Annotated in this window: 22 protein-coding genes and 4 pseudogenes; 17 read left to right on the plus strand and 9 right to left on the minus strand. The window is 42.9% G+C overall.

Annotation, left to right across the window (positions count from 1 at the left end; translation table 11 throughout):
• The first annotated feature begins 231 nt into the window (after positions 1 to 231).
• The 4 genes from NSU00_RS05615 (at position 232) to NSU00_RS05630 (ending at position 3,014) form a co-directional block, all read left to right on the plus strand.
• Positions 232 to 540: a hypothetical protein gene (locus NSU00_RS05615; protein WP_061575515.1), complete on the plus strand. Its 309-nt coding sequence runs from the start codon at positions 232 to 234 to the stop codon at positions 538 to 540.
• A gap of 113 nt (positions 541 to 653) precedes the next feature.
• Positions 654 to 761 carry a hypothetical protein gene (locus NSU00_RS05620; RefSeq protein ID WP_142236785.1) on the plus strand — a complete coding sequence of 36 codons (108 nt, stop codon included), beginning with the start codon at positions 654 to 656 and terminating at the stop codon, positions 759 to 761.
• 289 nt (positions 762 to 1,050) lie between these two features.
• Positions 1,051 to 1,677 carry a 5-formyltetrahydrofolate cyclo-ligase gene (locus tag NSU00_RS05625; RefSeq protein WP_340703529.1) on the plus strand — a complete coding sequence of 209 codons (627 nt, stop codon included), beginning with the start codon at positions 1,051 to 1,053 and terminating at the stop codon, positions 1,675 to 1,677.
• The gene (locus NSU00_RS05630; RefSeq protein WP_340703530.1) at positions 1,674 to 3,014 is read left to right on the plus strand and encodes an MFS transporter; all 1,341 of its coding nucleotides are present in this window, start codon (positions 1,674 to 1,676) and stop codon (positions 3,012 to 3,014) included. Before NSU00_RS05625 ends, NSU00_RS05630 begins: the two co-directional genes overlap by 4 nt.
• A 196-nt stretch (positions 3,015 to 3,210) precedes the next feature.
• Here NSU00_RS05630 and NSU00_RS05635 read toward each other — a convergent pair whose 3' ends face one another.
• Complete coding sequence (locus tag NSU00_RS05635) at positions 3,211 to 3,981, minus strand: MFS transporter (RefSeq protein WP_340703919.1); 771 nt, start codon at positions 3,979 to 3,981, stop codon at positions 3,211 to 3,213.
• Positions 3,903 to 4,127: an ATP-binding cassette domain-containing protein gene (locus tag NSU00_RS16050; protein WP_133536750.1), complete on the minus strand. Its 225-nt coding sequence runs from the start codon at positions 4,125 to 4,127 to the stop codon at positions 3,903 to 3,905. The genes NSU00_RS05635 and NSU00_RS16050 overlap by 79 nt, the downstream gene beginning before the upstream one ends.
• A 379-nt stretch (positions 4,128 to 4,506) precedes the next feature.
• Here NSU00_RS16050 and NSU00_RS05640 point away from each other — a divergent pair, with 379 nt between their 5' ends.
• The 3 genes from NSU00_RS05640 (at position 4,507) to NSU00_RS05650 (ending at position 7,826) form a co-directional block, all read left to right on the plus strand.
• Positions 4,507 to 5,664: an AI-2E family transporter gene (locus NSU00_RS05640; protein WP_340703531.1), complete on the plus strand. Its 1,158-nt coding sequence runs from the start codon at positions 4,507 to 4,509 to the stop codon at positions 5,662 to 5,664.
• Positions 5,665 to 6,240: 576 nt separating this feature from the next.
• A complete protein-coding gene (locus tag NSU00_RS05645) occupies positions 6,241 to 6,486 on the plus strand; it encodes an FAD-binding protein (protein ID WP_412733975.1) in 246 nt (81 codons plus the stop codon).
• 14 nt (positions 6,487 to 6,500) lie between these two features.
• Positions 6,501 to 7,826: a glycoside-pentoside-hexuronide (GPH):cation symporter gene (locus NSU00_RS05650; RefSeq protein WP_340703532.1), complete on the plus strand. Its 1,326-nt coding sequence runs from the start codon at positions 6,501 to 6,503 to the stop codon at positions 7,824 to 7,826.
• 159 nt (positions 7,827 to 7,985) lie between these two features.
• On the opposite strand, the gene NSU00_RS05655 is transcribed toward NSU00_RS05650, so the two are convergent.
• Together NSU00_RS05655 and NSU00_RS05660 are read right to left on the minus strand one after the other, a co-directional pair.
• The gene (locus NSU00_RS05655) at positions 7,986 to 8,123 is read right to left on the minus strand and encodes a hypothetical protein (protein ID WP_218832535.1); all 138 of its coding nucleotides are present in this window, start codon (positions 8,121 to 8,123) and stop codon (positions 7,986 to 7,988) included.
• Positions 8,124 to 8,189: 66 nt separating this feature from the next.
• Positions 8,190 to 9,227, minus strand: coding sequence for a PocR ligand-binding domain-containing protein (locus tag NSU00_RS05660; protein ID WP_340702518.1), 1,038 nt, complete (start codon positions 9,225 to 9,227; stop codon positions 8,190 to 8,192).
• Between the two features lie 300 nt (positions 9,228 to 9,527).
• Here NSU00_RS05660 and NSU00_RS05665 point away from each other — a divergent pair, with 300 nt between their 5' ends.
• The 5 genes from NSU00_RS05665 (at position 9,528) to NSU00_RS05685 (ending at position 14,117) form a co-directional block, all read left to right on the plus strand.
• Entirely contained in the window at positions 9,528 to 10,670 is a 1,143-nt protein-coding gene (locus NSU00_RS05665) for a glycerol dehydrogenase (RefSeq protein ID WP_026684549.1), read from the plus strand.
• A gap of 120 nt (positions 10,671 to 10,790) precedes the next feature.
• Positions 10,791 to 11,783: a dihydroxyacetone kinase subunit DhaK gene (gene dhaK / locus NSU00_RS05670; protein ID WP_026684550.1), complete on the plus strand. Its 993-nt coding sequence runs from the start codon at positions 10,791 to 10,793 to the stop codon at positions 11,781 to 11,783.
• Between the two features lie 18 nt (positions 11,784 to 11,801).
• On the plus strand, positions 11,802 to 12,392 hold the full coding sequence (dhaL, locus tag NSU00_RS05675) for a dihydroxyacetone kinase subunit DhaL (RefSeq protein ID WP_110133936.1): 591 nt from the start codon (positions 11,802 to 11,804) through the stop codon (positions 12,390 to 12,392).
• Positions 12,385 to 12,762: a dihydroxyacetone kinase phosphoryl donor subunit DhaM gene (dhaM, locus tag NSU00_RS05680; protein WP_110133937.1), complete on the plus strand. Its 378-nt coding sequence runs from the start codon at positions 12,385 to 12,387 to the stop codon at positions 12,760 to 12,762. The genes dhaL and dhaM overlap by 8 nt, the downstream gene beginning before the upstream one ends.
• 200 nt (positions 12,763 to 12,962) lie before the next feature.
• Positions 12,963 to 14,117: an iron-containing alcohol dehydrogenase gene (locus NSU00_RS05685; protein ID WP_026684553.1), complete on the plus strand. Its 1,155-nt coding sequence runs from the start codon at positions 12,963 to 12,965 to the stop codon at positions 14,115 to 14,117.
• A gap of 279 nt (positions 14,118 to 14,396) precedes the next feature.
• Here NSU00_RS05685 and NSU00_RS05690 read toward each other — a convergent pair.
• Positions 14,397 to 14,831 (minus strand): annotated as a pseudogene (locus NSU00_RS05690) (superoxide dismutase); the annotation flags it as partial.
• 358 nt (positions 14,832 to 15,189) lie between these two features.
• Here NSU00_RS05690 and NSU00_RS05695 point away from each other — a divergent pair.
• Positions 15,190 to 16,653 carry a transposase gene (locus NSU00_RS05695; RefSeq protein ID WP_013860842.1) on the plus strand — a complete coding sequence of 488 codons (1,464 nt, stop codon included), beginning with the start codon at positions 15,190 to 15,192 and terminating at the stop codon, positions 16,651 to 16,653.
• A 417-nt stretch (positions 16,654 to 17,070) separates the two neighbouring features.
• Complete coding sequence (locus NSU00_RS05700; RefSeq protein ID WP_328192315.1) at positions 17,071 to 18,534, plus strand: transposase; 1,464 nt, start codon at positions 17,071 to 17,073, stop codon at positions 18,532 to 18,534.
• Positions 18,535 to 18,779: 245 nt separating this feature from the next.
• Here NSU00_RS05700 and NSU00_RS05705 read toward each other — a convergent pair.
• A pseudogene (locus tag NSU00_RS05705) lies at positions 18,780 to 19,250 on the minus strand (superoxide dismutase); the annotation flags it as partial.
• A gap of 419 nt (positions 19,251 to 19,669) precedes the next feature.
• Here NSU00_RS05705 and NSU00_RS05710 point away from each other — a divergent pair.
• Positions 19,670 to 20,980 (plus strand): transposase family protein, encoded by a 1,311-nt coding sequence (locus tag NSU00_RS05710; RefSeq protein ID WP_013858128.1) that lies wholly within the window; start codon positions 19,670 to 19,672, stop codon positions 20,978 to 20,980.
• 441 nt (positions 20,981 to 21,421) lie between these two features.
• Positions 21,422 to 22,234 carry a radical SAM protein gene (locus NSU00_RS05715; RefSeq protein WP_340703533.1) on the plus strand — a complete coding sequence of 271 codons (813 nt, stop codon included), beginning with the start codon at positions 21,422 to 21,424 and terminating at the stop codon, positions 22,232 to 22,234.
• A 183-nt stretch (positions 22,235 to 22,417) separates the two neighbouring features.
• On the opposite strand, the gene NSU00_RS05720 is transcribed toward NSU00_RS05715, so the two are convergent.
• Positions 22,418 to 23,580 (minus strand): IS3 family transposase gene (locus tag NSU00_RS05720; protein ID WP_445684486.1). Its coding sequence is split into 2 segments (ribosomal slippage): positions 22,418 to 23,337 and positions 23,337 to 23,580, totalling 1,164 coding nucleotides; the frame shifts between segments, so codons are not numbered across the junction.
• A gap of 70 nt (positions 23,581 to 23,650) precedes the next feature.
• Here NSU00_RS05720 and NSU00_RS05725 point away from each other — a divergent pair.
• Positions 23,651 to 24,199: pseudogene (locus NSU00_RS05725) on the plus strand (SPASM domain-containing protein); the annotation flags it as partial.
• 421 nt (positions 24,200 to 24,620) lie between these two features.
• Here the strand turns inward: NSU00_RS05725 and NSU00_RS05730 are convergent.
• Together NSU00_RS05730 and NSU00_RS05735 are read right to left on the minus strand one after the other, a co-directional pair.
• Positions 24,621 to 24,731, minus strand: a pseudogene (locus NSU00_RS05730) (CoA transferase); the annotation flags it as partial.
• A 106-nt stretch (positions 24,732 to 24,837) separates the two neighbouring features.
• A complete protein-coding gene (locus NSU00_RS05735; RefSeq protein ID WP_340703534.1) occupies positions 24,838 to 25,290 on the minus strand; it encodes an Lrp/AsnC family transcriptional regulator in 453 nt (150 codons plus the stop codon).
• Positions 25,291 to 25,504 lie beyond the last annotated feature (214 nt).

Here is a 25,504-nt window from a genome sequence, read left to right on the forward strand (position 1 = left end):
GCACAGGCTGGGATAAATGGATGTTAGCCCCTGATGCGTTCCTGGATAGAGTGAAAGGGGGCTATCCGGGAATAGCAGGAAAGCGGTTCAGCAAATACATTGAACGGAACCGCCGCGAATACTACGAAAATGCGGGCGGCAGAATGACGAGCGGGCCGTTCTAAGGGCAGGGTCAAATCGAAAAAACCTGCCGGCACCGAAAGAGGTTTCCCCGAACCGGAGAAATGGGCGATGAACGAGCAGGAAGTGCTTGACGCAATCAAAGAGTGGGAAAATTTAAGTACCAATCGGGAAAACAAAGTATTGTACGAAGCCCGGCTGAAATTTTTGCGCGACCAGCTTGCGAATATCCGCGGGGAAAGAGAGGAAGGGCTCAAAGAAGGGATACAAAAAGGGATTGAAGAAGGCAGGCAAAAAGGAATCGAAGAAGGGGTACAAATAGCAATCAAAAAAATGCTGAGCAAAGGCACCGCACCCGAAACGATCGCAGATATGCTCGATTATCCGCTTGAAGAAATCAAAAAATCCAGCGGGAAATAGAACGGGGCCATTAATGTTTCCCTGCAGTCCGGGTGGTGAAAAAAGGGGAGAAGTCAGGCATCAGTTTGCTGCAACTAGTCAACATTTGATCACAATGGCAATCCGGCTATTCTATGAAATTCGGCCTGATTGCCGTAAACCAAAAAACGCAGGAACGTATGATAAAGGAAAGCGGGCGCTATCTCGGAGAAATGGCACAACTAAATGCAGGAAAAAGATAAGAAAAAGCCCCCATGCCGTATGCAGCTTGGGGGCTTTTTCTGTTGCAGCAAAGGATGCTAAGCAACTGTCATTGCCAGCGGGGTTCAGGAGCTCCGGTATCCCGGAAAAGCTGCCTCTTGCACCCGTTGAAAGTGGAATTCAACAATAATCTCGAATCACTTTGGCGTGGATAACCGGGGAATTCTAAAAAGTGAAAAAAGTACTTGCCATTCCCAAGGGAGCGAATCAGAAAATCCCCTCTGGTCTCATACACCCGGGGGGCATTTTCGTTTCCACTTCAGCCCAAACATGGTAAGATGGAAAAGCGCAAATTTTGATGGGTGTTCCGGGGTGAAGAAAATGGACAAGGCGGAAATACGAAGAGAAATGATCGGCTGGTTAAAGCGGCTGGATTTTAGTGAAAAGCAGGCCATAGAAGAAAAACTGCAACAAATTTTATTTTCCTCCGGTTTGTGGAAAAATGCCGGAACGGTTGGCGTGACGGTCTCCCAACATTTCGAATGGGATACGAAGCGGATCATTGAAACCGGGTGGGCGCAGGGGAAAACGATTTGTGTTCCAAAATGCGTGCCAAAAGAAAAAGAGCTCGTTTTTTACAGGCTGGATGATTTCGCGCAATTGGAAAAAAGCTTTTTTAACCTGCTCGAGCCGAAACCGGAAGAAACAGCAAAAATCGAGAAGCAGGCGATAGACCTGCTCATCGTTCCTGGCCTTGTTTTTGACAAAAAAGGCTTTCGCATCGGTTTTGGCGGCGGTTATTATGACCGGTTTCTTGCCGGTTTTCCTAATCAGACCGTGTCTTTGGTCCACTCGTACCAATTGAAGGAGCATGTCCCCAACGAATCTTATGATATTCCGGTCCGGCAAATCGTGACGGAAACCGGAATGTTAAAAGGGAATGGAGGGATTTTATGAAGAGCAGAACGTTTGTCATGGTCAGTATTGTCCTGGCAATGCTTGTGTCATCGATTGACGCAACGATTATGAACACCACAATGCCTGTCATTGCAAAAGAACTCGGCCGCTTTGACTTGTACGCATGGGCATTTGCTTCCTATATGATCACCAGTACTATTTTATCCCCGGTTGCGGGCCGGTTGTCCGACTTGTTCGGGAGGAAAAAAGTGTTCGGGTCCGGGATCGTGCTTTTTTTCGCCGGGTCACTTTTATGCGGCATGTCATCCGGGATGATTGAACTGATTGTCTTTCGGGCTATTCAGGGCATTGGGGCAGGTTTTATGGTCCCGTTCCCGGCCATTATCGCAGGAGACCTGTTTTCTGTTGAAAACCGCGGAAAAATCCAGGCATTGTTTACTGGCATGTGGGGATTATCCGCTGTCCTGGCGCCACTTTTAGGCTCGTTTTTTGTAACGTATTTAACGTGGAGATGGATTTTCTTTGTCAACCTGCCTGTCTGCCTCATTTCATTTTTAACGCTTTTGCCTTATAGCGAACATTACGCGCCGAAAAAAGCGCGTGTCGATTACATAGGTGCTGCATTATTTGCGGTTGCGATCACACTCTTGCTTTTGGTCACGGTCGTACACCGCAACTACTGGTTGTTTGCGGCAGCCGGAATCCTTTTTCTTCTCCTTTTTTATTTTTATGAAAAAAGGCAGGATTCCCCGATTGTGCCGCTTTCGATGTTTAAAAATAAGACATTTGCCCGGATGAATGTCAACTCCTTTATCGGGACAGTGGCGTTGTTTGGTGCTTCCAGCTATGTACCGCTGTTTTTGCAGAAAGTAACAGGGCTGTCACTGCTCATGAGCGGGGTTGCGCTGCTTGGGTCGTCGATCGGCTGGATGGCCGCTGCAGTCCCCGCCGGAAAATGGATATTGCGGTATGGCTACCGGCGGCTGCTTTTAATCGGGAACGGGCTTTTGCTTGTTTCGGGTTTATGCTGGATCTTTTTAAATCCGGGCCACGGGTTCTGGTACGTCTTTCTCGTCATGATTGTCCATGGCGCTGCGTTCGGGCTGCTTTCGACGGTTGGAATTATCGGTTCCCAGCAAATGGTGAGCGCCCACGAAAAAGGGATAGCTACTTCCTTTTTCATGTTTTGCCGGAACATGGGAACGGCGATCGGCGTGACCGTAATGGGCGCCTTTCTGACAAGCGGGTCTACTTATATGCAGGGCATTCACCATTTGTTCCTGTTCGGCTTTTGCGGCAGCATTTTGGCCTTTTTAACTTCTTTTCTGATTCATAATAATGCGGGTGAAAGCGGAAAAACAGCAGAAAATCAATAGGGCTTGCTGAATCAGCCGGTGCCTGGCAGGGGATCTGGCAGCTCTGGGCGAACTTCACGTTTTACTCGAAAACAGGATCTTTCGCAGATCCATGATTTGGTAATATTGAGGCAGAGCTTGCCGGCAAATCGGATTTAATCAGCAAACCTTAATAAACCCGTCTTAGCTTATCAGGCTAAAACGGGTTTTCTGCTCCTCAACAGGGGGAGTCCGTTTCTTTTTTTAACTGCATTTTCCTTTGCTGGTCCTGCGGCTTTTCCAATACACCAACGGTTTGGACGGTAAAGGAAAGGGCAAATCCGATGACTGCCAGGATGAGCGTGAACATAAAACCGTACTGGACGCCGTTTGTTAAGGCCGCTGCGGCACTTTGCCCGCCTGCCCCTGTATAAGCGTGTTCGCCTGCAGCCAGCAATGTGGCAGACAAGGGAGTGGCAATCGCGCCGCTCACTTGCTGGGCGGTATTCATAATCGCGCTGCCGTCAGGGGACATCTCTTTCGGCAATGCGTTCAGCCCGTTCGTTTGCGCCGGGGACATAACAAGCGGCGCGCCGACCATGAGCAAAAGATTCGCTGCAATCACAAAAAGAAAAGAAGATGTTGTTTGGACACAGATAAACATTGCACCAGCTGCGATGCAGATCAGAAAGCCGATTCTGACAAGCCATTTTGCGCCGTATATATCATAAAACTTGCCCGAGATAGCTGACACAATCCCGTTTACAATGCCCCCTGGCAAAAGAAGGATGCCGGTAAGCGCGACAGCTACCAGTTTTCCGCTCTGCCAGTACATCGGCAGCAAAAGCATGGATGACATGATAATACTGAAGACGATCATAATCATCAGCGTGCCAATGGTGAACATTTTATGCTGGAAGGCACGCACATTCAGCATCGGCTTTTCCATTCGCAATTGCCGGATGGAAAAAATCGCCTGTTTGTTTTCATTTGACAGCCAGGGATAAATTTGGTTGCTGAAACGGCGCCAACATCCGGGCTCGTTTTAGCATGCCTGTTTCCAACAATAATCACTTTCCCTGAATCCGGCGCCTGAAAACCGGCAATCACGTTCAGAAGGGTAGTTTTGACGCAGCCGGAGGCCCCGGGATACAAACAAAATTTACCGGCAGTTCACTGTTTGGGGAAACCTGGTCACTTAACCTGCTCTCCTTTGGCAGCACTTGGCCTGGCCCGGACTTTTGGCTTCTCCTGCCCGTCTTCCTGAGCAGCCTGAAAGCAGTAATACAATCAGCAATAGAAAAGCGCCAATTTTAAAGTAATTTTTCGTAAATAACATATGCCATCCCCTGTTTTATTCATTTTTCATTTTCCCACCCAAGAGAATTTCACGTGCTGGAACCATCTGATCAGGCCTCATCATGTATAACACAGAAAAAATGATAAAAATTGGTCTGCTGCAATCCTTTATTTTCAAGTATAATCAAGTTAAATGGATTATAAAACAAACGGACGCATCAGACGGAGGGATTAAATGAAAGAAATAAAACTCAGTTTATGGATCAAATACATACTGCTGGCGGTTGTGGCCGTGCTTGTTGTAAAATATTTCAGCACGATTCTGGGCGCGCTCGGGGCGGTTTGGCATGTTGCATTCCCGCTTGTGCTCGGGGCTGCGATTGCCTATGTGCTCAATATTTTAATGAAAAAAGTGGAACGCGTTTATTTTCCGAACGCGCAAAACAAATTTATCCGTGCAACGCGGAGGGGCGTCAGCATTCTTTTTTCGTTTGTGGTGATTTTCGGCATTGTTTCCATTCTGGTTTTGATCATTGTGCCGCAATTGATCCAGGCTTTTACAGTGTTGATTGATGCCATTCCGCGCGTTTACACGAAAAGCTTGGACTATTTCCAGTCAAACAGCGGCAAGTACTCCAGTCTCGGAAAGTTCATCTCCAGCCTGCAGGTCGATCTGGATGCAGTCACAAAAAAATTGACCGCATCTCTTTCCAAAGTGGTGACCGGCATTTTGAATTCGACGTTTTCCATCGCCGGCGCCTTAACAAGCGGCGTAATGAACCTGGTCATTGCCATTATTTTTGCCATCTATATTTTGGCGGCAAAGGAGAAGCTGGCTATTCAGGCGGATAAAGTGGTCCGTGCTTTTTTGAAAAAGCAGACGGCGGACAGATTGTATTATGTGCTCAAGGTGGCAAACCGGACTTTTTCAAGCTTTATTGTCGGGCAATGTGTAGAGGCCGTGATTTTAGGCTGCTTATGTACGGCAGGCATGTTTCTTTTACATTTTCCATATGCTGCCATGGTCGGGGCATTTATCAGTGCAACGGCCTTGATTCCGGTTGTCGGCGCGTATTTGGGTGCGGCATTCGGCGCATTTATGATTTTAACGGTGGATCCGATGAAGGCGCTGTTCTTTTTGGTGTTCATTGTTGTGCTTCAGCAAGTGGAAGGCAACATCATTTATCCGCGGGTAGTAGGGTCGTCGATCGGGCTGCCGGGTTTATGGGTCCTGGCGGCGGTCATCATCGGGGGCGGCCTTGGCGGGGTTGTTGGCATGCTTTTCGGTGTGCCGGTTGCCGCAACATTGTATAAGCTGCTGAGCGACCAGGTGCAAAAACGGCTGCAAACACCAGCGGGAGTGGAGGAAACAAACAGGAGCGGTACTGTATAATCACCCGGATGGAGACGGAAGTTCTTTGCACGAAAAGATGAAACATTGGGCTGCCGTCCGAATGATAATTGCGGGAATAGAAGTGAGGTTTTCGGCTTCTATTCCCTTTTAGGGAGAAAAACAATGAGAATTGGATTCAGCGGAGGGATCCTTTACGGAGCTGTCATCTTGCTCTTTCTTTTGTTGTTTGTGATGAAAGCGTTTTATAATTTGTAAAACAAGATACAGCTGAATCCTTTGTTTGTTGGAATACATTTATCACATAGCCGGGTAGCCTTTTCACACTCCGCTTTCCCCTTCCCGGTCTGCGCCGGGCGCGTTGGCCGGAGAGTTTTTTTTATCGCCTGTTGTTTTTCTATCTTAATTTAAATAGGATATTCCGATTTCGTGTCGAATGTTAGCATCAATGTTATGCCGGCTGGAAGAAGAAAGGTGTCTCCTTTTTGCCGGCTGAAGGTACCCGCATCGATGAAATACTTTACAACGGCAATCCAGGGCCATCAGAATTATTTGGGTGATAAGTGGATTCGCGTTGCCCCGCCGCATAAAATACTCGATCATAAAAATGGTCCGCTCATCGCCGTGCGCCTTCATATTATAAGCAGAAAAACATTAGGCGGCCTGCAAACCGATTTATCCGGAAGAGTACTGGATTCCGCAGGCCATGCTATACCCGGGTTGTATGCAGCGGGGGAGGTTTCCGGATTTGGCGGCGGCGGTGTCCATGGCTACAGGTCCATTGAAGGAACATTTCTGGGCGGCTGCCTTTTCACAGGAAGGACGGCCGGCCGGGCGATTATGCCGGGATCCAAAAGCCGGTAACGCAAACAGGAGAATTGCAGCGGAAGGAAAAAATCGCATACGGTGCTGGGGATATCGGGTATAATTTTCTGTTTGACCTCGGGCAAATCTATTTGCTCAAATTCTATACGGATACGCTCGGGCTCCCGGCCTCTATTGCAGGAATGGTATTTTTAGTGACGAAAATTTGGGATGCTTTTTCGGATTTTACCATCGGCACGGTTGTGGACCACCGGAAAAAAATCGGGCCAAAGGGGAAATTCCGGCCCTTCATTCTGTATACCGCAGTTCCGCTGGCGCTCATGACGGTGACGAACTTTCTTTCACCGGATTTTTCATTAAACGGAAAAGTGATTTGGGCCTTTGCTACATACATGGCTTTCGGCACCATCTACAGCATTTCCAGCATACCATACGGTTCAATGGCTCCGGCAATGACGAAAAATCCTAACGAACGGGCTGAATTGTCCGCCTTTAGGCAGGCCGGCGCTAATCTTGGATTGCTCATTACGACAGTCGGTTTTATGCCGGTCGTCCTCCTGTTTGATAATCCGAAAATCGGATATCCGGCAGCGGCTGCGATTTTTGCAACGGCCGGCATATTGCTGCAAATCTATTCTTATAAGCATATAAAAGAGCGCCATGTCGAACTGGAACCGAAAAAAACAAGCCATACGATAAAAGACAGCTACAAGGCGCTTGTTAAAAACGGGCCCCTTTTCATTGTCAGTCTGGTCAATTTATTTACCATTTCAGCTTATAATGTGAAACTGGCTGTCCAGGTGTATTACTGCCAGTATGTCTTGCATAATGTCACGATCGTTTCCTATATGGGATTTTTCAGTATGGGCTGCGCATTTTTCGGGATTGCCCTCGCTCCTTTTGTTCAACGAAAAATAGGGAAGAAGTACACGTATATGTTCGGTTGCGCCATTTGGGCAGTTGCCGATCTGCTTGCTTTGTTTTTTGCCCATAATGCCGTTCTGTTTATTGTATTTGCCTGCCTCGCCTTTTTCGGAAACGCTTTTGTCAACAGCCTGAACTGGGCATTGATTTCCGACTGCGTGGAATACGGAGAATGGAAAACCGGAAAGCGGACGGAAGGTATTGTCTACTCCTTTTTTACATTCTTTCGCAAATTGTCACAGGCTGTCGCCGGGTTTATTCCCGGGTTTGTGCTGAGCATTTCCGGATATGTGCCGAATGCCGTCCAGTCCGCAAGCGCCATTTTTGGTATCAAAGCGCTTATGTTTATCTATCCGGCAGCACTGTCCATTTTAACGATTGTTGTCTTCGGCTTTTTCTACCGCTTGACGGAAAAGAAATATAAAGAAATCGTGGCGGAGATGAATAGCAGGTAATGCAGGTTGAAGGTCAATTTGGGGAGTATTTTCAACAAAAGCTGGCTCTTTGTTTTCCTACACATGCCGGCTTGCGGCCAGATTCATGTCTGTATTTTCTGCCTTTTCTCTAACGGCTTGGGCATCCCTTGTCCATTTTAAATGCCAAGGGATGCGTTTTTAAACATCATAATGATCATCATCGTTGCCCTTTCCCTTAGATGCTTCTTCCAATTGGCGTTTTTGTTCTTCTGGAACGATCCACTCATTCAGTTCGTTGATGATTTTTGCATTCAAACGCTTTCTAAATCGAGTCATCAAAGAATCAAAAGTAGCAGAAATCCTTGTCAAACTTGAAGTTTTTGCTTATTCAGCAAGCCCTGTTTACTTTTCTTGATAGTATTTCCTGTATACGTTAGGGGTAATATTTTCATATTTTTTAAATGTCTTAATGTAGTATCCTGGTTCGTTGAATCCCAATTCATCACTAATTTGTGCAATAGATAGGTCTGTTTTCTCTAACAATGGTTTAGACCATTCTATTTTTTGAAGGGATATAAAAGTAGAAAAATTAATTCCCGTTTCTTTCACAAATAACCGGCTGAAATAACCGGTGCTGATGTGGCATAAACCGGCTAACATTTGTTGCGAAAATTTTTCGCCTTTATTTTTGAAGATATAGTCAAAGGCAGGTTGTAATGTTTTGTTTTTACAAACAAGGTGATCATTGAGCGCTGTTTTTACATAAGCGCTCGTAACCGTATTTGCCAATTCTTTTTTTATATGTTGAATATTATCTAAAGAATATCCGGTTGCAACGTCATCCATTGCAGCTTTTTCTTTAAGCGGAGCTATTTTCTTATACGCTTCTAAAATTAAATTTTTATTCATCGCCTCCTCGACGATATAGTTGGACAGGCGATAGAGCATTTGAGCAGCTTCTTTAATTTCGGAATAAGAGAGAATCGGGATTGAATCGTATAATCGATTTATCTCTTCTTTCTGATCAACTTGTGCAAGTCTTTTTGCCGGAACGGTTAGCATTTGTTCAAGCGTTTGCTGTTCTCCGCTGTCAGCGAGCCTCACTTCTCCCGCCATGATAGCGCCTACATATTGATCATCAACAATAATCGGGATGGCCATGTCGATAATATTCCAATGACATAAATAGATATAAGGAGCATTTGTTCTGACAGCTTCCAGGCCTCCTCTGGCATCACATTTTTCACAAAGCTTTGCTGTATTTGGATTGTCACGCATCATTTTACAGAAAGGGCGAACATCACTATGATGCGTAATGGGTGTTCCTTTATAGTCAACGGTGATGATCGCCAGTTTTGTAACAATGGAAAGAGAATCTTGAAGTTTTTTCCACTTTTTTAAATCCAGTATTTTATCCAAATTCATGTAACTCGTATTCATCGTGTTTCTCCCTCTCTTATTTTTAATGGAAAAACAGGTTTGTGTTCGAAGACAGAGATCATCCGCTGAACATGAAGTTAAATATTACAAAATTGCCCGAATATCAGAACGTACATCATAAGATTGAAATGATATATAACCAGTCTCTATATCAAAATAATACCACTTTAATAGGAAAAGCAAAATAATACTATGAATAATTGTAAAAAGTCGTTATTTAAGTCCAATGTTTTCCCGGGGGAAGGATGGTAAGCTTAATTTGTGTAAGGGATTACAAAATTTGATTTGGAGGGAATATCCATGAGAAAAGCATTTATTAGTCCTACCAAATATGTCCAAGGCGAAGATGAAATTTTAAACTTAGGTTATTTTGTGAAAACATACGGTACCTCAGCATTATTAATCGCACATCCAGATGATGCAAAACGGGTAAGGGAAAAATTGGATGCAACGGCAGAAAAATTTGGCATTACATTTATAGAAAGCGGATTCAATGGCGAATGTTCGCGACAAGAAATTGCCAGATTAAAAGAAGTGGCGAAAGAAAACAAATGTGACTGTACAATCGGTTTAGGCGGCGGGAAGGCGCTTGACACATCAAAATGTGTGGCAGAGGGAGATGCATTAATCATTGTGCCGACGATTGCAGCTACAGATGCGCCAACCAGCCATTCTGCAGTTATGTATACACCGGAGGGGGCTTTTGATGATTACGCATATTTTAAACAAAGCCCGAGTGTCATCTTAATTGATACGACGGTAATTGCCCATGCGCCAACCAGATTCCTGGTTTCCGGAATGGGGGATGCGTTGTCCACTTATTTTGAAGCAAGAGCAACAGCACGCTCTTTTTCTAATGTGAATGCAGGTTTACCTTGTGGCGTCAGGGAAGGCTTATGTCCGCCAGCAAAAGGAACAAATGCAGCATTGGCGTTAGCCACACATTGTTATCAGACATTGTTAGAAGATGGGCTGAAAGCGAAAGCTGCGAGCGATTGTAATACCGTAACGCCAGCCTTGGAAAATATAATTGAAACCAATATTTTATTATCAGGATTAGGTTTTGAAAGTGGCGGATTGGCAGGCGCACATGCGATTCATGATGGTCTAACAATTTTAGAAGGAGCGCATGCGTATTATCATGGTGAAAAAGTAGCTTTCGGTACATTGGCACAGTTAGTACTGGAGGACGCACCAAAACAGGAAATTGAAGAAGTATTAAATTTCTGTTTGGCAGTAGGGTTGCCGGTTTGTCTTGCTGATATTGGAGTAGACCATATTACGCAAGAAGAGTTAATGGAGGTTGCCAATAAAACTTGTATCCCGGAAGAATCCATCTATTCTATGCCATTTCCTGTTACACCAGAGTCAGTAGCAGCAGCAATCATTGCGGCTGACAAAATCGGAAGCGATTATAAAGCTGAAAAATTGCAGAAAGCGTGATCAATAAGGAAAAACTTTAAAAATATCAGCCAGGCAATATAAGCATGCATGCCTGAAGCATGCATGCCCGCCTGTGCTTAAAATGTTCCATTTTACATATAAAGAGACGGGGGAGCAGCCATGAAAAAAATTTTGAATGACCCGAAAAATGTGCTTGATGAAATGCTGCAAGGCTTTGTGTATGCAAATGAAGACAAGGTCGGACGAATAGAAGGAACCGGCGTCATCTACCGCAAGTATAAAGATGAAGGTAAGGTCGGGCTGGTGAGTGGCGGAGGCAGCGGCCATGAACCGAGCCATGCCGGTTTTGTAGGAAAAGGCATGCTGAGTGCGGCTGTCTGCGGGGAAGTGTTTACTTCGCCAACGCCGGATCAGATTTTTGAAGCGATAAAAAAAGCGGACCAGGGTGCCGGCGTATTTTTAATTGTAAAGAATTATACGGGTGATGTGATGAATTTTGAGATGGCCGAGGAACTGGCTGAAATGGAGGACATCAAAGTCAAAAAAGTGATTGTTGATGATGATATTGCCGTGGAAGACAGCACCTATACAGCAGGAAAACGCGGAGTTGCAGGAACTGTGCTAGTCCATAAAATTCTCGGGGCCGCGGCTGCATCCGGCTATTCTCTGGAAAATATCAAAACATTGGCAGACCGCTTAGTGCCAGCTATTAAAACGATCGGTGTCGCGATTTCTCCGGCAACTGTCCCGGAAGTCGGCAAACCGGGTTTTGAATTGGGGGCAGATGAAATGGAGTACGGTGTCGGGATCCACGGCGAACCGGGTTACCGGCGCGAAAAAATCAAGCCGTCAAAAGAAATTGCACATGAACTGGTTACCCAGCTGAAAAAAGCATTTGATTGGCAAAAAGGCGACCATTTCGCTTGCCTTGTCAACGGGCTGGGTGCAACGCCGCTGATGGAACAATATATTTTTATCCATGATGTGCAGGCCATACTGGAAAAAGAGGGGCTGGTTGTCGATTTTAAAAAAGCCGGGAATTTGATGACGTCCATTGATATGGCAGGCCTCTCGCTGACCCTTTTAAGATTGGAAGACGCGTCTTGGGCGGACGATTTAAAACAGCCTGTAGAAACGCCGGCATGGGTGTAAAAAGGAGGAGTTACCGGGATGTTAACAGTAGATACTGCCGTTGATTGGCTGAAAACCTTTGCGGCCCAAGTGGAAGAACAAAAAGCATATTTGAGCGATTTGGATTCCGCAATCGGGGACGGTGACCATGGGAGTAATATGGCACGCGGCACGAAAGCGATGGCGGAAAAACTGGAGGAGGGCGGTTTTAAAACCGTCCAGGATGTATTCAAAACAGCTGCGATGGCGCTGTTGAGCAAAATTGGCGGCGCATCCGGACCACTTTACGGATCGGCGTTGATCGCGATGGCCAAACAAGCCGGTGAAACGGAAACAGATGTAGCGGGTATCGTAAAAGCAGGCCTTGCCGGCATCCAAAAACGCGGGAAGGCAGAGCAGGGCGAAAAGACAATGGTTGATGTCTGGATCCCGGTCTGTGAAGCACTCGACTCAGGGAACTTGTCAAAAGAAGTAATCCAAAGCGCCGTCGCCCGCACCAAAGACATGAAAGCGACAAAGGGCCGGGCTTCTTATCTTGGCGAACGGTCTGTCGGACACCTGGATCCGGGCGCTGTATCGAGCGGTTATTTATTTGAAGCACTCCTGAAAGGCGGGGTACTTCATGCGTAAAAAAGCTTGTGGCATTGTTGTCGTTTCCCATATTCCGGAATTGGCAGCAGGGGTTGCCCGTTTACTGGGCGAAGCAGCCAAGGATGTTTCGATTACGTATGCGGGCGGTACAGATGAGGGTAAAGTGGGCACCAGCTTTGAAAAAATCTCGGCAGCGATTGCGGAAAACGAAGCCGATGATCTATTCGGGTTTTACGACCTCGGCAGCGCGAAAATGAACTTGGAAATGGCTATAGAAACGTCGGACAAAAATATCCGGCTCATGGATACCGCCTTCGTAGAAAGTGCTTATACTGCCGCCGCGCTGATCCAAGCTGATGCGGATGTGGAGGCTGTTCTTGCACAGCTGGATCCGCTAAAAGTGAAATAGCGAAGGGACAGGACAGCCATTTTGAACACCCTTTCCTTGGGAGACATGAATAAAGTGAAACTTCCCCCACTGATCGTTAGTTGAACCAATCGGACTTTACAGGCAGTTGATCTCCCACCTATTTTTTCATACCTTTAATCTTTAGGTGGAAGCCTTATTGTCCGATAAGAGGTGGGATAAACCAAACTGGAGGTTATGACATGTACGATTTTTTTATGCCGAATGTTAACTATTTTGGTCGCGGTGCCGTAAAAGTAACCGGGGAACGTTGTAAAATTCTTGGAGCCAAAAAAGCTTTCATTGTAACGGATCGATTTTTGAACAAATTAGATGGCGGGCCGGTAGAAAAAGTCATCGCAACATTAAAGGAAGCGATGATTGATTATGTGATTTATGATGGAGTTGAACCCAATCCAAAAGATACGAATGTAGCAGATGGACTAAAGGTATATCAGGAAAATCATTGCAACCTCATTTTAACCGTTGGGGGCGGCAGTGCACATGACTGCGGGAAGGGAATTGGTATTGCTGCCACTCACGAAGGAGATTTATATGAGAACTATGCCGGAATTGAAAAATTAACACATCCTCTGCCTCCTATTATTGCTGTAAACACAACCGCAGGAACAGCAAGTGAAGTAACACGCCACTGTGTGCTGACGAATACGGAGAAAAAGATTAAATTTGTTATTGTTAGCTGGAGGAACACGCCGTTAGTATCTATTAATGATCCGGAATTAATGGTAGGAAAACCAGCAGCCTTAACTGCAGCAACAGGAATGGATGCCCTAACTCATGCGGTTGAAGCCTATGTATCACTTGGTGCAAATCCAGTAACAGATGCTCAAGCCATTCAAGCGATTCAATTGATATCGGAAAATTTGCGCCAAGCAGTCGCTTACGGTAAAAATATTGAAGCACGTGAGAATATGGCAAGTGCTTCTCTGTTGGCTGGAATGGCATTTAATAACGCAGGTTTAGGTTACATACACGCGATGGCCCATCAATTAGGCGGTTTATATGATATTCCGCATGGCGTTGCAAATGCAGTATTGTTACCGCATGTTGAAAAGTTTAATATTATCTCTAATCCCCGCAAATTTGCTGATATCGCTAAATTTATGGGTGAAAATATAGAAGGGATTTCCATTCGTGACGCCGCAGATAAAGCCATTGATGCAATTAGAAAATTATCTGAAGACATTCATATTCCTTCTAATCTGCGGGAATTAGGAGTAAAGGAGAAAGACTTCAAATTAATGGCAAAATTATCCCTTGAAGATGGGAATGCACTTAGTAACCCCATTCAAGGAAACGCGCAAGATATAATTGATATCTTTAAAGCAGCTTACTAAAATATGATTTTGATCGTGAAAGAAATTCGGGGATATCTCCTTTTTTGATTGCAAAAAAATCGCGGTAAGACGTGAATTGTGGTCATGTCTTACCATTTTTTTGTTCTCTAACTGAAGTTCCAATACTATAGAGCGTTTGTCTACATTTACCATAAAAATTCCCCACCCTTATGGAATCAAAGCGCTGCTAAACATAAGCAGGAAATCATTTTTTCGAAGATAATGGGTAATTAAATGTTGAATCTCCGTAAAAAAAGACCGAAACGCCATCCATTTAATTTAAAAAGGCTGCCACTTTAATTTCACTGCTTCTTTGAAACGATTCTCCACCTCTTGCCAATTGACAACATGCCACCAGTTTTCAATGTATTTCTTTCTTTCGTTTTTGTATTGGAGGTAGTAGGCGTGTTCCCACACATCCAGAACAAGTAGCGGTATGACATCCCATTGGCTGAGATTTTGATGTTTTTCAGCCTGCAGAATTTCAAGCCGCCTTGCACGTGGGGACCAGACCAATATGGCCCATCCGACACCTTCCACCTGATTTGCTGCCTCTGAAAAATGTTTTTTAAATGGAACAAAGCCACCAAACGTTTGTTGAATTTTTCTCTCTAAATCTCCCTTCGGCTCCCCTCCGCCATTGGGGCTCATTATATTCCAAAAAAGGGTGTGCAAATAATGGCCGGCACCGTGAAAAGCAGCTTCTCTTTCCCATGCTTAAGAGCCTTTGCCAAAATGCTATACCCCCTGAAGCAGTAGGCAGTCAGACAATTAAAGATCGTGGATTTATTCCACTAAAGAAAACAGATATTGGTAAGAAAATTATGATAAATATAAAAAAGAAATGGCGAGTTTTGATTTCAATGGATTAATTCGCTTATTACCAACATCTAAATTTTTTAATTTCGGTCAGTTTTAGACTAGTTTTAATAGATTAGGCTACTCATTCCCATGGTAAATATTGTAAAACGGAAAAGAATGATTTTTTTTTGAAAAAAAAAGAGCCATGAAAGCCACTCCTTTGCTAAGATATAAGTACTACCAAATATCCAAGTATCCTAGGAGTGATTTCATGACTATTTCTAGTCTAACACAAACCAGAGATTTATCAATACAAAAAAATTTGATTCCCCACAATTGGCAAGACTACGCTGATATACCCTTTGTCATTCCAGCCGTGTGTTTTCCATGGGAGATTTTTAAACCGGTTGAACGAGATTACTATACCCTTTTATACTTGCACTTAAAAAATGAAAGAGCACATGATCATTCCGATGAAATCCAGCCAGCACTATTTTCAATACCCGAGGAAGAAGATAAGTCTGCGTCTCTATTATTTCATCCCTCTCCCGCAGGGAGAAAACCGCATCCTTTCATGCCCTTTTTTCGTGCTTTTGAACTGGCCCCTTTACAATATATTGAAGTGATGGTTGAGAGTGTCTATTTACAAGTGAAATCAAACCCGCTATTTGCCGCCATGTGTGGATTTACGGAGAAAATTCCGAGTTACCGTTCCTTTGCTCGCTTTGATCAAATCATGACAACAAATGATCTTTGGGAAAAAGCTCGACTATTGGTGGTTGAATATAATAAAGGGGAAGGCGTGGTTGAAACGGTTGAGGAAGCAGCCGCCGTGGATACATCACATATAGAGGCAGAAGCAACGTTGAATAAAACAATGAAAACGTGTTCTTGCGAAGGAGATTGTGATTGCCCTAGAATCCTTACGGATGATAACGCAGGGGTGATGCGTAAAAGTACTGCAGTCTCCTATATTGCGCATAAATTATCAATGGTATGCGGAGTGAAATCCGGCTTGCCTTTGACACGGGAAGTATTCAAAGGAAATACACCTGATGGGAAAACATTAGAAACGACATTGGAGACGTTTAAGGCGGAGAACCCCGAAATGGTTGAGCAGTTAGACTTTATCTTGGCAGATGGAATCTACCAAACGCCGGAAAATCAAAAAGTGACAAAGGACGTATTACAGGCGAAATTGGTGTCACCCATCAACCCACGGAGTCGTAAAGATAAACCAACTGCCGCCCGGGGAATTGAAAAAATCAATCGGTACGGCATCCCCGTCTGTATCAGTGAACATAAAATGGAACTTAGAGGATCTGATTTGGAAAAGGGGCAATATATTTACACTTGTCCTGTATTTCATCCAAATGCCAAGCAAAAAGGACTCACCTGCCCTCTGGCGAATCACGTGGAATGTTGTAATGGAGCAGCACAAGGAAGAGTATTTCGGATGGACTTTGATCAAACGCCTCAAGTAGACGTCGAGTTGCCCCAACATGGGCGGAAATTTAAAGTGTTATATAGTGCCAGAACGATCATCGAACGAATCTTTGGCATTCTAAAAGACGGATACAGTCTCCGTCGTGTTCACAAGCGTGGAAAACAGGCAGTTGAAGCGCATGTAGATCGATGTATGATATCTATGCATATCATGGCAAATATGGCGTACCATCAAACAGGAAAGGCCAATTGTGGATGGACACGCCATCGACTACAAAGAGCAAATTAAGTTATTCACAGGTGGATATGTGAATAAGTCCAATGAAGCGTCTCCTTTCCACAAAGGGCATTGAAAAACCCATTTTGTGAAGGCAGGATACGTATGCCCTTTTTTGGAGAAAAAAATGCCCATTTTATTTCTGCTGAATTTGAAAACCTGGAAGAAAAGAAAAAAACAGGATCATTAATTCTCTAGAGCCTCGTTCAAGGGTAATTTTTTATTTTGGCAGAGGCTCATAGGGTAAATTTATTTATTATAAGTGTCTAAATTTTTCCATTTTGGGCGGGTTTCAATAGATTAAGCTACTCATTCCTGTGGTAAATATTGTAAAACGGAAAAGGATGATTTTTTTGAAAAAAAAAAGAGCCATGAAAGCCACTCCTTTGTTAAGATATAAGTACGACCAAATATCCAGGGAGTGATTTCATGACTATTTCTATTCTAACACAAACCAGAGACTTTTCAATACAACAAAATTTGATTCCCCACAATTGGCAAGACTATGCCGATATACCATTTGTCATTCCAGCCATGTGTTTCCCATGGGAGATTTTTAAGCCGATTGAACGAGAATACTACACCCTTTTATATTTGCACCTAAAAAATGAAAGAGCACATGATCCTTCTAATGAAATACAACCGGCACTATTTTCAATAACGGAGGAAGAAGACAAGTCTGCGTCTTCATTATTTCATCTCCCTTCCACTGGGAGAAAACCGCATCCTTTCATGCCCTTTTTTCGTGCTTTTGAACTGGCCTCTTTACAGTATATTGAAGTGATGGTGGAGAGTGTCTATTTGCAAGTGAAATCAAACCCGCTATTTGCCACCATGTGTGGATTTACGGAGAAAATTCCGAGCTACCGTTCCTTTGCTCGTTTTGATCAAATCATGACAACAAATGGTCTTTGGGAAAAAGCCCGGCTATTGGTTGTTGAATATAATAAAGGGGAAGGCGTGGTTGAAACGAATGAGGAAGCAGCCGCCGTGGATACATCGCATATAGAGGCAGAAGCAACCTTGAATAAAACAAGGAAGACGTGTTCTTGTGAGGGTAATTGCGATTGCCCCAGAGTCCTTACGGACGACAATGTAGGGGTAATGCGTAAAAGTAATGCAGTCTCCTATATTGCGCATAAATTATCAATGGTATGCGGGGTGAGATCCGGTTTGCCTTTGACGCGGGAAGTATTTAAAGGAAATACACCCGATGGGAAAACATTAGAACCGACATTGGAAACGTTTAAGGCAGAGCACCCCGAGATGGCTGAGCAGTTGAGCTTTATCCTGGCAGATGGAATCTACCAAACGCCGGAAAATCAAAAAGTGACAAAGGATGTATTACAGGCGAAATTGGTGGCACCGATCAATCCACGGAACCGTAAAGATAAACCAACTACCGCCCGAGGGATTGAAAAAATCAACCGGTACGGCACTCCCATCTGTATCAGTGGACATAAAATGGAACTTAGAGGATCTGATCGGGAAAAGGGGCAATATATTTACACTTGTCCTGTATTTCATCCAAATGCCAAGCAAGAAGGTCTCACCTGCCCGCTAGCGAATCACGCGGAATGTTGTAATGGGGCAGCACAAGGAAGAGTATTTAGGATAGACTTTGATCAAACGCCTCAAGTAGATGTCGAGTTGCCGCAACATGGTCGCACATTTGAAGTGTTATATAGTGCCAGGACGATCATCGAAAGAATCTTTGGCATTCTAAAAGACGGATACAGTCTCCGTCGTGTTCACAAGCGTGGGAAGCAGGCAGTTGAAGCTCATGTAGATCGATGCATGATATCTATGCATATCATGGCAAATATGGCGTACCATCAGACAGGAAAGGCCAATTGTGGATGGACACGCAATCGGCTGCAAAGAGCAAATTAAGTTATTCACAGGTGGATATGTGAATAACTCAAATGAACGTTTTCTTTCCACAAAGGGTAGTGAAAAAAACCATTTTGTGAAGGCGGGATACGTATGCCCTTTTTTTGAAGAAAAATGACCGTTTTACTTCTATTGAATTAAAAATCTGGATGTAAATTGAAAATCTGGATGAAAAGGCAAAAAAAATCGGGATAATTAATTTTCCAGAGCCTCGCTCAAGGGTATATTTTTATTTTGGCAGAGGCTCTAAGGAGCCCGTAGTTATTGGTTGCCCGGGCTTTTTGCATTTCTTTTTCTGCTCTATTTAAACCATCCACATAGCTTTGATGATGTTTATCATGATGCAGCCTCATTATTTCACGCGCGACATAGGGTTCCAATGCATCATAAGTGTACGGAAGCGGCGGAAGGGTGTGCCCGCCAATTGGTACCACATCCTGCAGGGCCGCTGCACCGCCATTTCCATCCGACTTAGCAGCACTGCTTTTTCCCCAAAAAGAATTGAATTGCGTATACAATTTGTTCGCCCGGTTGTAAATATCTGCATCCTGCAAAGGTTCTTTGGTTGAAAGAAATTTTTGGAATTCACGGAGATTTTCCTGCCATTCATCCAACCTTTCTTTCTGGACGTTTTCCCGCAATACATCTTCGGATTTATGAAAAGTCTTTTCGATCTCTTCACTCCACTGTTTTAATGACGCTCGATAATCTGACAATGAAGGCCCTCCCCAATATTAGTCGTTCATAATATATGCCGGATAACGGAAAGGTTGAATGCCTTTCAAACATTCAATCGTGCAAGAACAGGATGCTGATTGCACAAGGGCCAGCTCTGAGGAGTAAAAATTTTTCGTGATAATTTAACTATTCCCCTCCAAAAATGCGGCTAAATATGTAATAATTTAAATAATTAGAGCTTGCTGGACGAATATTTTCAGCTCTGAGGAGTAAAAATTTTTCGTGATAATTTAACTATTCCCCCCCAAAAATGCGGCTAAATATGTAATAATTTAAATAATTAGAGCTTGCTGGACGAATATTTTGGCATGGCTTAGTGACAAGTCGAATACAAGCTAAAATTTGATTCGTTCAGCAAGCCCTAATTAAACTTGGCTGTTTTGAGGGGGTTTTTATTTTGGTTACTAGAAAAGAAAAAAGAAATCGTGAAAAAGAAGCAAATTATTTTTTCGAGTTCCTTAAAATTCAGAAGCATTTTTTCAAAGACCTGATGAATAACCTAAAAAAGGTAGCAGACCACCGACATCAAAGCTATATCACTTATGGTCCAGAGGTCCTTTTATTTACGATGATGTTGAAAAATATGACCGGCCTAAAATCCATGAGAAACATGAGTGAGAGTTTTAATAAAGAAGAATGTATTAAAAATGTAGGGAAGGTGTTAGGCTTAGATTCTCTTGAAGAACTTCCACATTATGATACAATTAACGACTTTTTATCTGGCTTAGATGTAAATGAATTAGAAAAAATTAGAACGTATATGATTAAAGAATTATTGAAAAAAAGGTCTCTCGAGTCTTATCGAATTGAAGGAAAGTACTGGGGTGTCATCATTGATGGAACTGGATTACACACCTTTCATGAGAAACATTGTAAACACTGCCTGAGACGGGCATATACAAATAAAGAAACAGGAGAAACGAACGTACTTTATATGCACCATGTACTTGAAGCCAAGCTTGTCGTGGGGGATATGGTCTTCAGTATTGCCTCCGAATTTATCGAAAATGAATCAGAAAATGTTTCTAAGCAAGATTGTGAATTAAAAGCCTTCGACAGGCTGGCAAAGAAAATAAAAAAAATATTTAAAAGACTACCGATTTGTATCTTGGGAGATAGTCTCTATGCATGTGAAACGGTATTTAATCTGTGCAGGGCGCACAAATGGAAATATATATGCAGATTTAAGGAAGGGAGAATTAAAAGTATCTCGACGGAGTTTAAGGCAATAAAAGAGCTGGAACAAAGTAAGGATCAGAATTCATTAGTTTGGGTGAATGATATTGCCTACAAAGACAGAACGGTCAATCTGATGGAGGCCACAATGAAAACAGAGGATGGGAAATCGAAAGAGTATGTATTTATAACGGATATTAAAATCACGAAAAAGAACGTGGAACGACTCATCGCTGCAGGAAGAAGCCGCTGGAAGATTGAAAATCAAGGATTTAACGAACAAAAAAATAATCGTTACAATATAGAACATGCCAATAGCCAAAACTACACAGCCATGAAAAATCATTATTTATTAGTTCAAATAACAGATATTATTAGACAGCTGTTTGAAAAAGGTTCGTCAATCTTAAAAGCACTCAAAAAAACGGCAAAAGAAAAATCCTCAAATCTGTTGGAATCGTTTCGGACACGCATTTTAACAGACGAGGATTTCACCCATTTAAGTAAGCCAATACAAGTAAGGTTTACTTAATGGTTATATTATAGCAAAGGATGTGATGTAAAAAAAGGTTTTTTTGAAGTTATCCACAATTTTAAAAAAGAAATTTGCAAATTCGGCTCTTTTTGACTTTGAAAGCAGAAAAAATAGATGGAAAAATTTTCTAAATGTGGATAAGTCATTTTATCATAAAACATCTAAAAATTGATGAATTTACTCTTCAGAACTGCACAAGGGCGGAACCGCTTGATCTTTTCATCGAGATCGTTTTGATAAATGGAGCTTGTTTTTTTCATTAAATTGTAGAAAAGGAGAGCAGAAAGGATATTGCTATTTTTTTTTAAAAAATACCATTAGCCTTGGTATATGTTGGTAAGCGGGGAGTATTCATATAGAAAGAAGGTTCATCACATTTTGGACACACATTATGTTCCATCAAGATTTAACGTATTATCTTGTACGGATGATCATGGCATGATTTTATACAATAGTTATACAGGAGCTATTGTCAGTTTTTCAGAAGACGAAAAGCCCGAAGTCATGGCTTGTCTGAAAAGGGCCGGGATTACGGAATTGGATTCGGATGTTAAAAAGTCTTTATATGATCATGGTTTTATCGTTCCCGGCCATGTGGATCAAAAACGGAGGGCATTGTTCCTGCATGAATCCATGCACCGAACAGATATGATGCACCTGATTCTGTTGGTAACGGAAGCCTGCAATTTCCGCTGTACATACTGTTATGAAAAATTTGAGCGCGGGAAAATGAAACCCGGGATTGTTAATGGTGTAAAAGCACTCGTAAAAGACAGGGCCGGCACATTGTCAAACTTACATATCAGCTGGTTCGGCGGTGAACCGCTGTTGCAAATGCCTTTAATTGAGGACTTGTCCCATACGTTTTTATCCATTGCGCAGGAAAACCAGATTCAGTATTCTGCCGATGTTGTCACGAATGGCTATTTTTTAACAAAAGAAGCATTTGAAAAATTGCTTTCCTGGAATGTCCGGCAGTTCATGGTGACCATTGACGGTGTTGGTGAAATGCATGACCGGACCCGGCATCTGGCTGGCGGCGGCGGTACTTTTGATCAAATTATCGAAAACCTGAGGGCGGTAAAAGAATGTAGTGCGGATTTTGATTTCACGATCCGCGTGAATTTCGACCAGGAAAATATAAAGGAAGTCAGCAATCTGATTGCCTGCTTAAAAGCCTACTTTGCACATGATAAGCGCTTTGGCCTCTTTTTCCATCTGGATTTAAGTCAATATTTTGGACACCAATAAGTGAAATTTAATTTTGATCTCATGCCATATTTTTCATGACTGCTGGTCGCTTGACATGGAGCCTCTGCGGGCGTGGTGTTATGCGAAGGGCGAAAGGGGCAATGATTTCTTTCGCATGGCAAACAAGCCTACCACGCCCCGCCACTCCATGTAAAGCGGATGCTTGTAAAATTGTGAAGAGCACTACGCTGCCCCTTTGATACTGTCTTCTGTTTCTTGTGGCGTCATATAGCCCAGGCAGCTATGAATCCGTTTCCGATTGTACCAGCCTTCTATAAATTCGAATAAGGCTCTTCTGGCAGCTTGAAAGTTCAAATAGTTGATTCTATAGATCTCTTCCTTTTTCAGAATTGCATGGAAAGACTCAATGCAGGCGTTATCGTATGGGCAACCTTTTTTACTGAAGGAGTGTTTGAACTGCTTCTTTTCCATGTATTCTGCAAATTTCTCGCTTGTATACTGGGATCCCAAATCAGAATGCAAGATCAATCCCGGACCTGGACGTTGTGCCTGATAAGCGTTTTCTACTGCCTTTAAAGCCAGTTCAGTCGTCATGTGGCGGTCAAAAGCGTAACCGACAATCTTTCTGGAATGTAAATCCATTACGGAAGCCAGGTAGCACCAACCGTCTCTCAAAGTATGAATGTACGTAATATCCGTAACCCATTTCTCGTTGATGGTTGTCGTTGAGAAGTCCTGGTTCAGCAGGTTATCGTGTTCTTCCATCTTGCCCTTATTGGAATGGGGACGGTACTTTTTTCTGATAATGGAATAAATGCCTGCAGCCTTCATCAAACGCTGAACCCGTTTCAGGCTGACTTTGAGCCCTTCTTTTTCAAGCATATGGCGGATCTTCGGCGCTCCGTACCTCTGCTTGCTTTCCGTATGGATTTTTCGTATTCTGTCTGTCAACTCCCGGTTTTCCCGTTTTGTTTTTGACTCTTTTTTTTGTTTGGATTGATAGTAGGTACTTCTCGGCACGCCAAGGACCGTACACATGGTTTTAAGGTCATAATGGTGTTTGGCTCTTATCTCGTCAATCATGGATATAACAGTGGTTTGATCTACTTCTTTGCGAATATGGCCATAGCTTTTTTTAAGATTTCGTTTTCCTCTTTCAGCCGGTGCAATTCTTTTTGCAGGTTCAGAAATTCTTCCGGGGTAAAAGAGCTCCCGTCATCCAGCTTAACCGGTTTTTGTTTTCTGATCCATTTGTAGATTGTCGTTTCAGACAGGCCATATTCGCTGCAGATCTGTTTTACTGGTGTTCCAGTTTGATAAAGCTCAACCACCATTTCCTTAAATTCAGCATGATAACTTTTACGTTTTTCGCTTGTGTTACCCATATCAGGACACATCCCTTCGTTAATATTATATTTCACTAAAGGGTGTCCATGAAACTATACTAGCATCAATCCGGTGGGCAGATGGGGAGGGGAGCATGATGATGAACTTCCGATTTGCAACCACATTATTTCCAATCAAAAGATTTGGGAATTTACCGAAGAAGCTGTCGATGGAGGGCTTGGCATGAGTTCCCTTATATCAGGATCCATGATGCCAACTGCTTCCGTCTGCTATGCAGCCAAACCAAATTCATTTGTGATCGGTGCTGACGGACAATTATATAAATGTACGACCTGCCTTGATGAGGAGATCAATAAAGTGGGCAAACTCCATGAAGATGGCAGCTTAGCAATTGATTTTGACAAACTTGCCACGTGGGTAACATCAGGAGAAGAAACCGACTCCGGCTGTCAGTCATGCTTTTTCCGGCCGGCATGCCAGGGAAACCACTGCCCGTACTACCGGATGTTAACCGGAGAAAAACCTTGTCCATACGAAAAGAAAAATATTAGAAAAGTATTATCTCTGATTTGGAAGGATAGTTTACAAGAAACATCATACAGTGTTCCGGCAAGTTCCGTCTCATCTGAAGCGGTGAAAGGTGGTGAGAAAGAATGAAAGTGATTCGTCCTGCAAAATCTCCTGTTGAAAATGCTGCATCCGGCAGAATTATGAAATCCATACCGGGAAACTTAAAATAAGTTGGTTCCCGACCTCAATGGGTGCATTATCTGTATCATATTAATGCAGTAAATGTGTCCAATGTAAAAAAGAAACCTGTTACAGCAGAATCTATGTCTGACAGGTTTCTTTTTTATAGTTTCAACAGGAAGAAAATGAGTTTAAACACATAAGAGCGGATAGTGGGGTTTTGAGAGGGGGTATGCATGAAAGCCTACAGCGCGAATGATTTAATAATTTTTGTCCCACTCACCGATGTAAGGCATTTTTCAATAATTCTTGTTTTTCTGTCAGGTCAAAATTCATGGGCTCAGCCTCCTAAATCATTAGTTTTATGATCACTCGAATCAGCTAATCTATCCCCAGTGATGATCATCAGCCCGTACATCGCTTGGATGATAAAGTCATAGCCAGGCAAATCTTTGTACGGACCCGTTTCCCCAAACCCTGTGATTGAACAGTAAATGATTCCGGTTTACAGCCAAAGGCCCAGGAGAATGGGGAAAGATGCTCGGCGATCGCACTCACGACAGCAATATTGGGCCGTCTCCTGCATTGACGTGAGATTTTTCCCTTCAGCCTTTATTGCCAGCACTTAAAAAATCTCCGTTAGTTTCAAGTTCGGATAGCACAATATGCGTAACTGTTCCAGCATAAGTTGTTACTGCATTAATAAACTCCTCTGCATCAGACAAATGTTTTAATCGCAGTTTTACTATGTAACAAGCACTTCCTGCAATTCGATAGCAGAATTCTGCCGTAGGATAATCAGAGATGAACTCTTTAAATTTTTTGTAATCCCCATACCTTAAAGTTACTTCTACAAAACATTCAATTTCATATCCTAATTTCTTATAATCTAATTCAATAGTATAATTTTTAATAATACCGAAAGATTCTAATTTCTTTACTCGCTCAGCTACAGAAGGTGCAGAAAGGTGAATACGTTTTGAGATTTCTCGCATAGATAGTCTAGAATCGTTCTTTAGTACATTTAATATTTCTTTGTCAATTTCATCAATTTTCAAATGAAAAGAGCCTCCTATCTATTTTATGCTAAATGTTAAATATCATATGTAAATAGTTTAGTACACTTAATATTTATTTGTCAATTCCATCAATTTTCAAACGAAAAGCATTTCTTATTGACTTTATTTTAAATGTTAACTATCCTATGTAAATGGCTTACATATGAAATACCAAAGTTTAGATGTTTTATTTATAATTATATGTAAAGAATTT

The organism is Weizmannia sp. FSL W8-0401, assembly GCF_038009125.1.
Lineage (GTDB): Bacteria > Bacillota > Bacilli > Bacillales > Bacillaceae_C > Weizmannia > Weizmannia coagulans.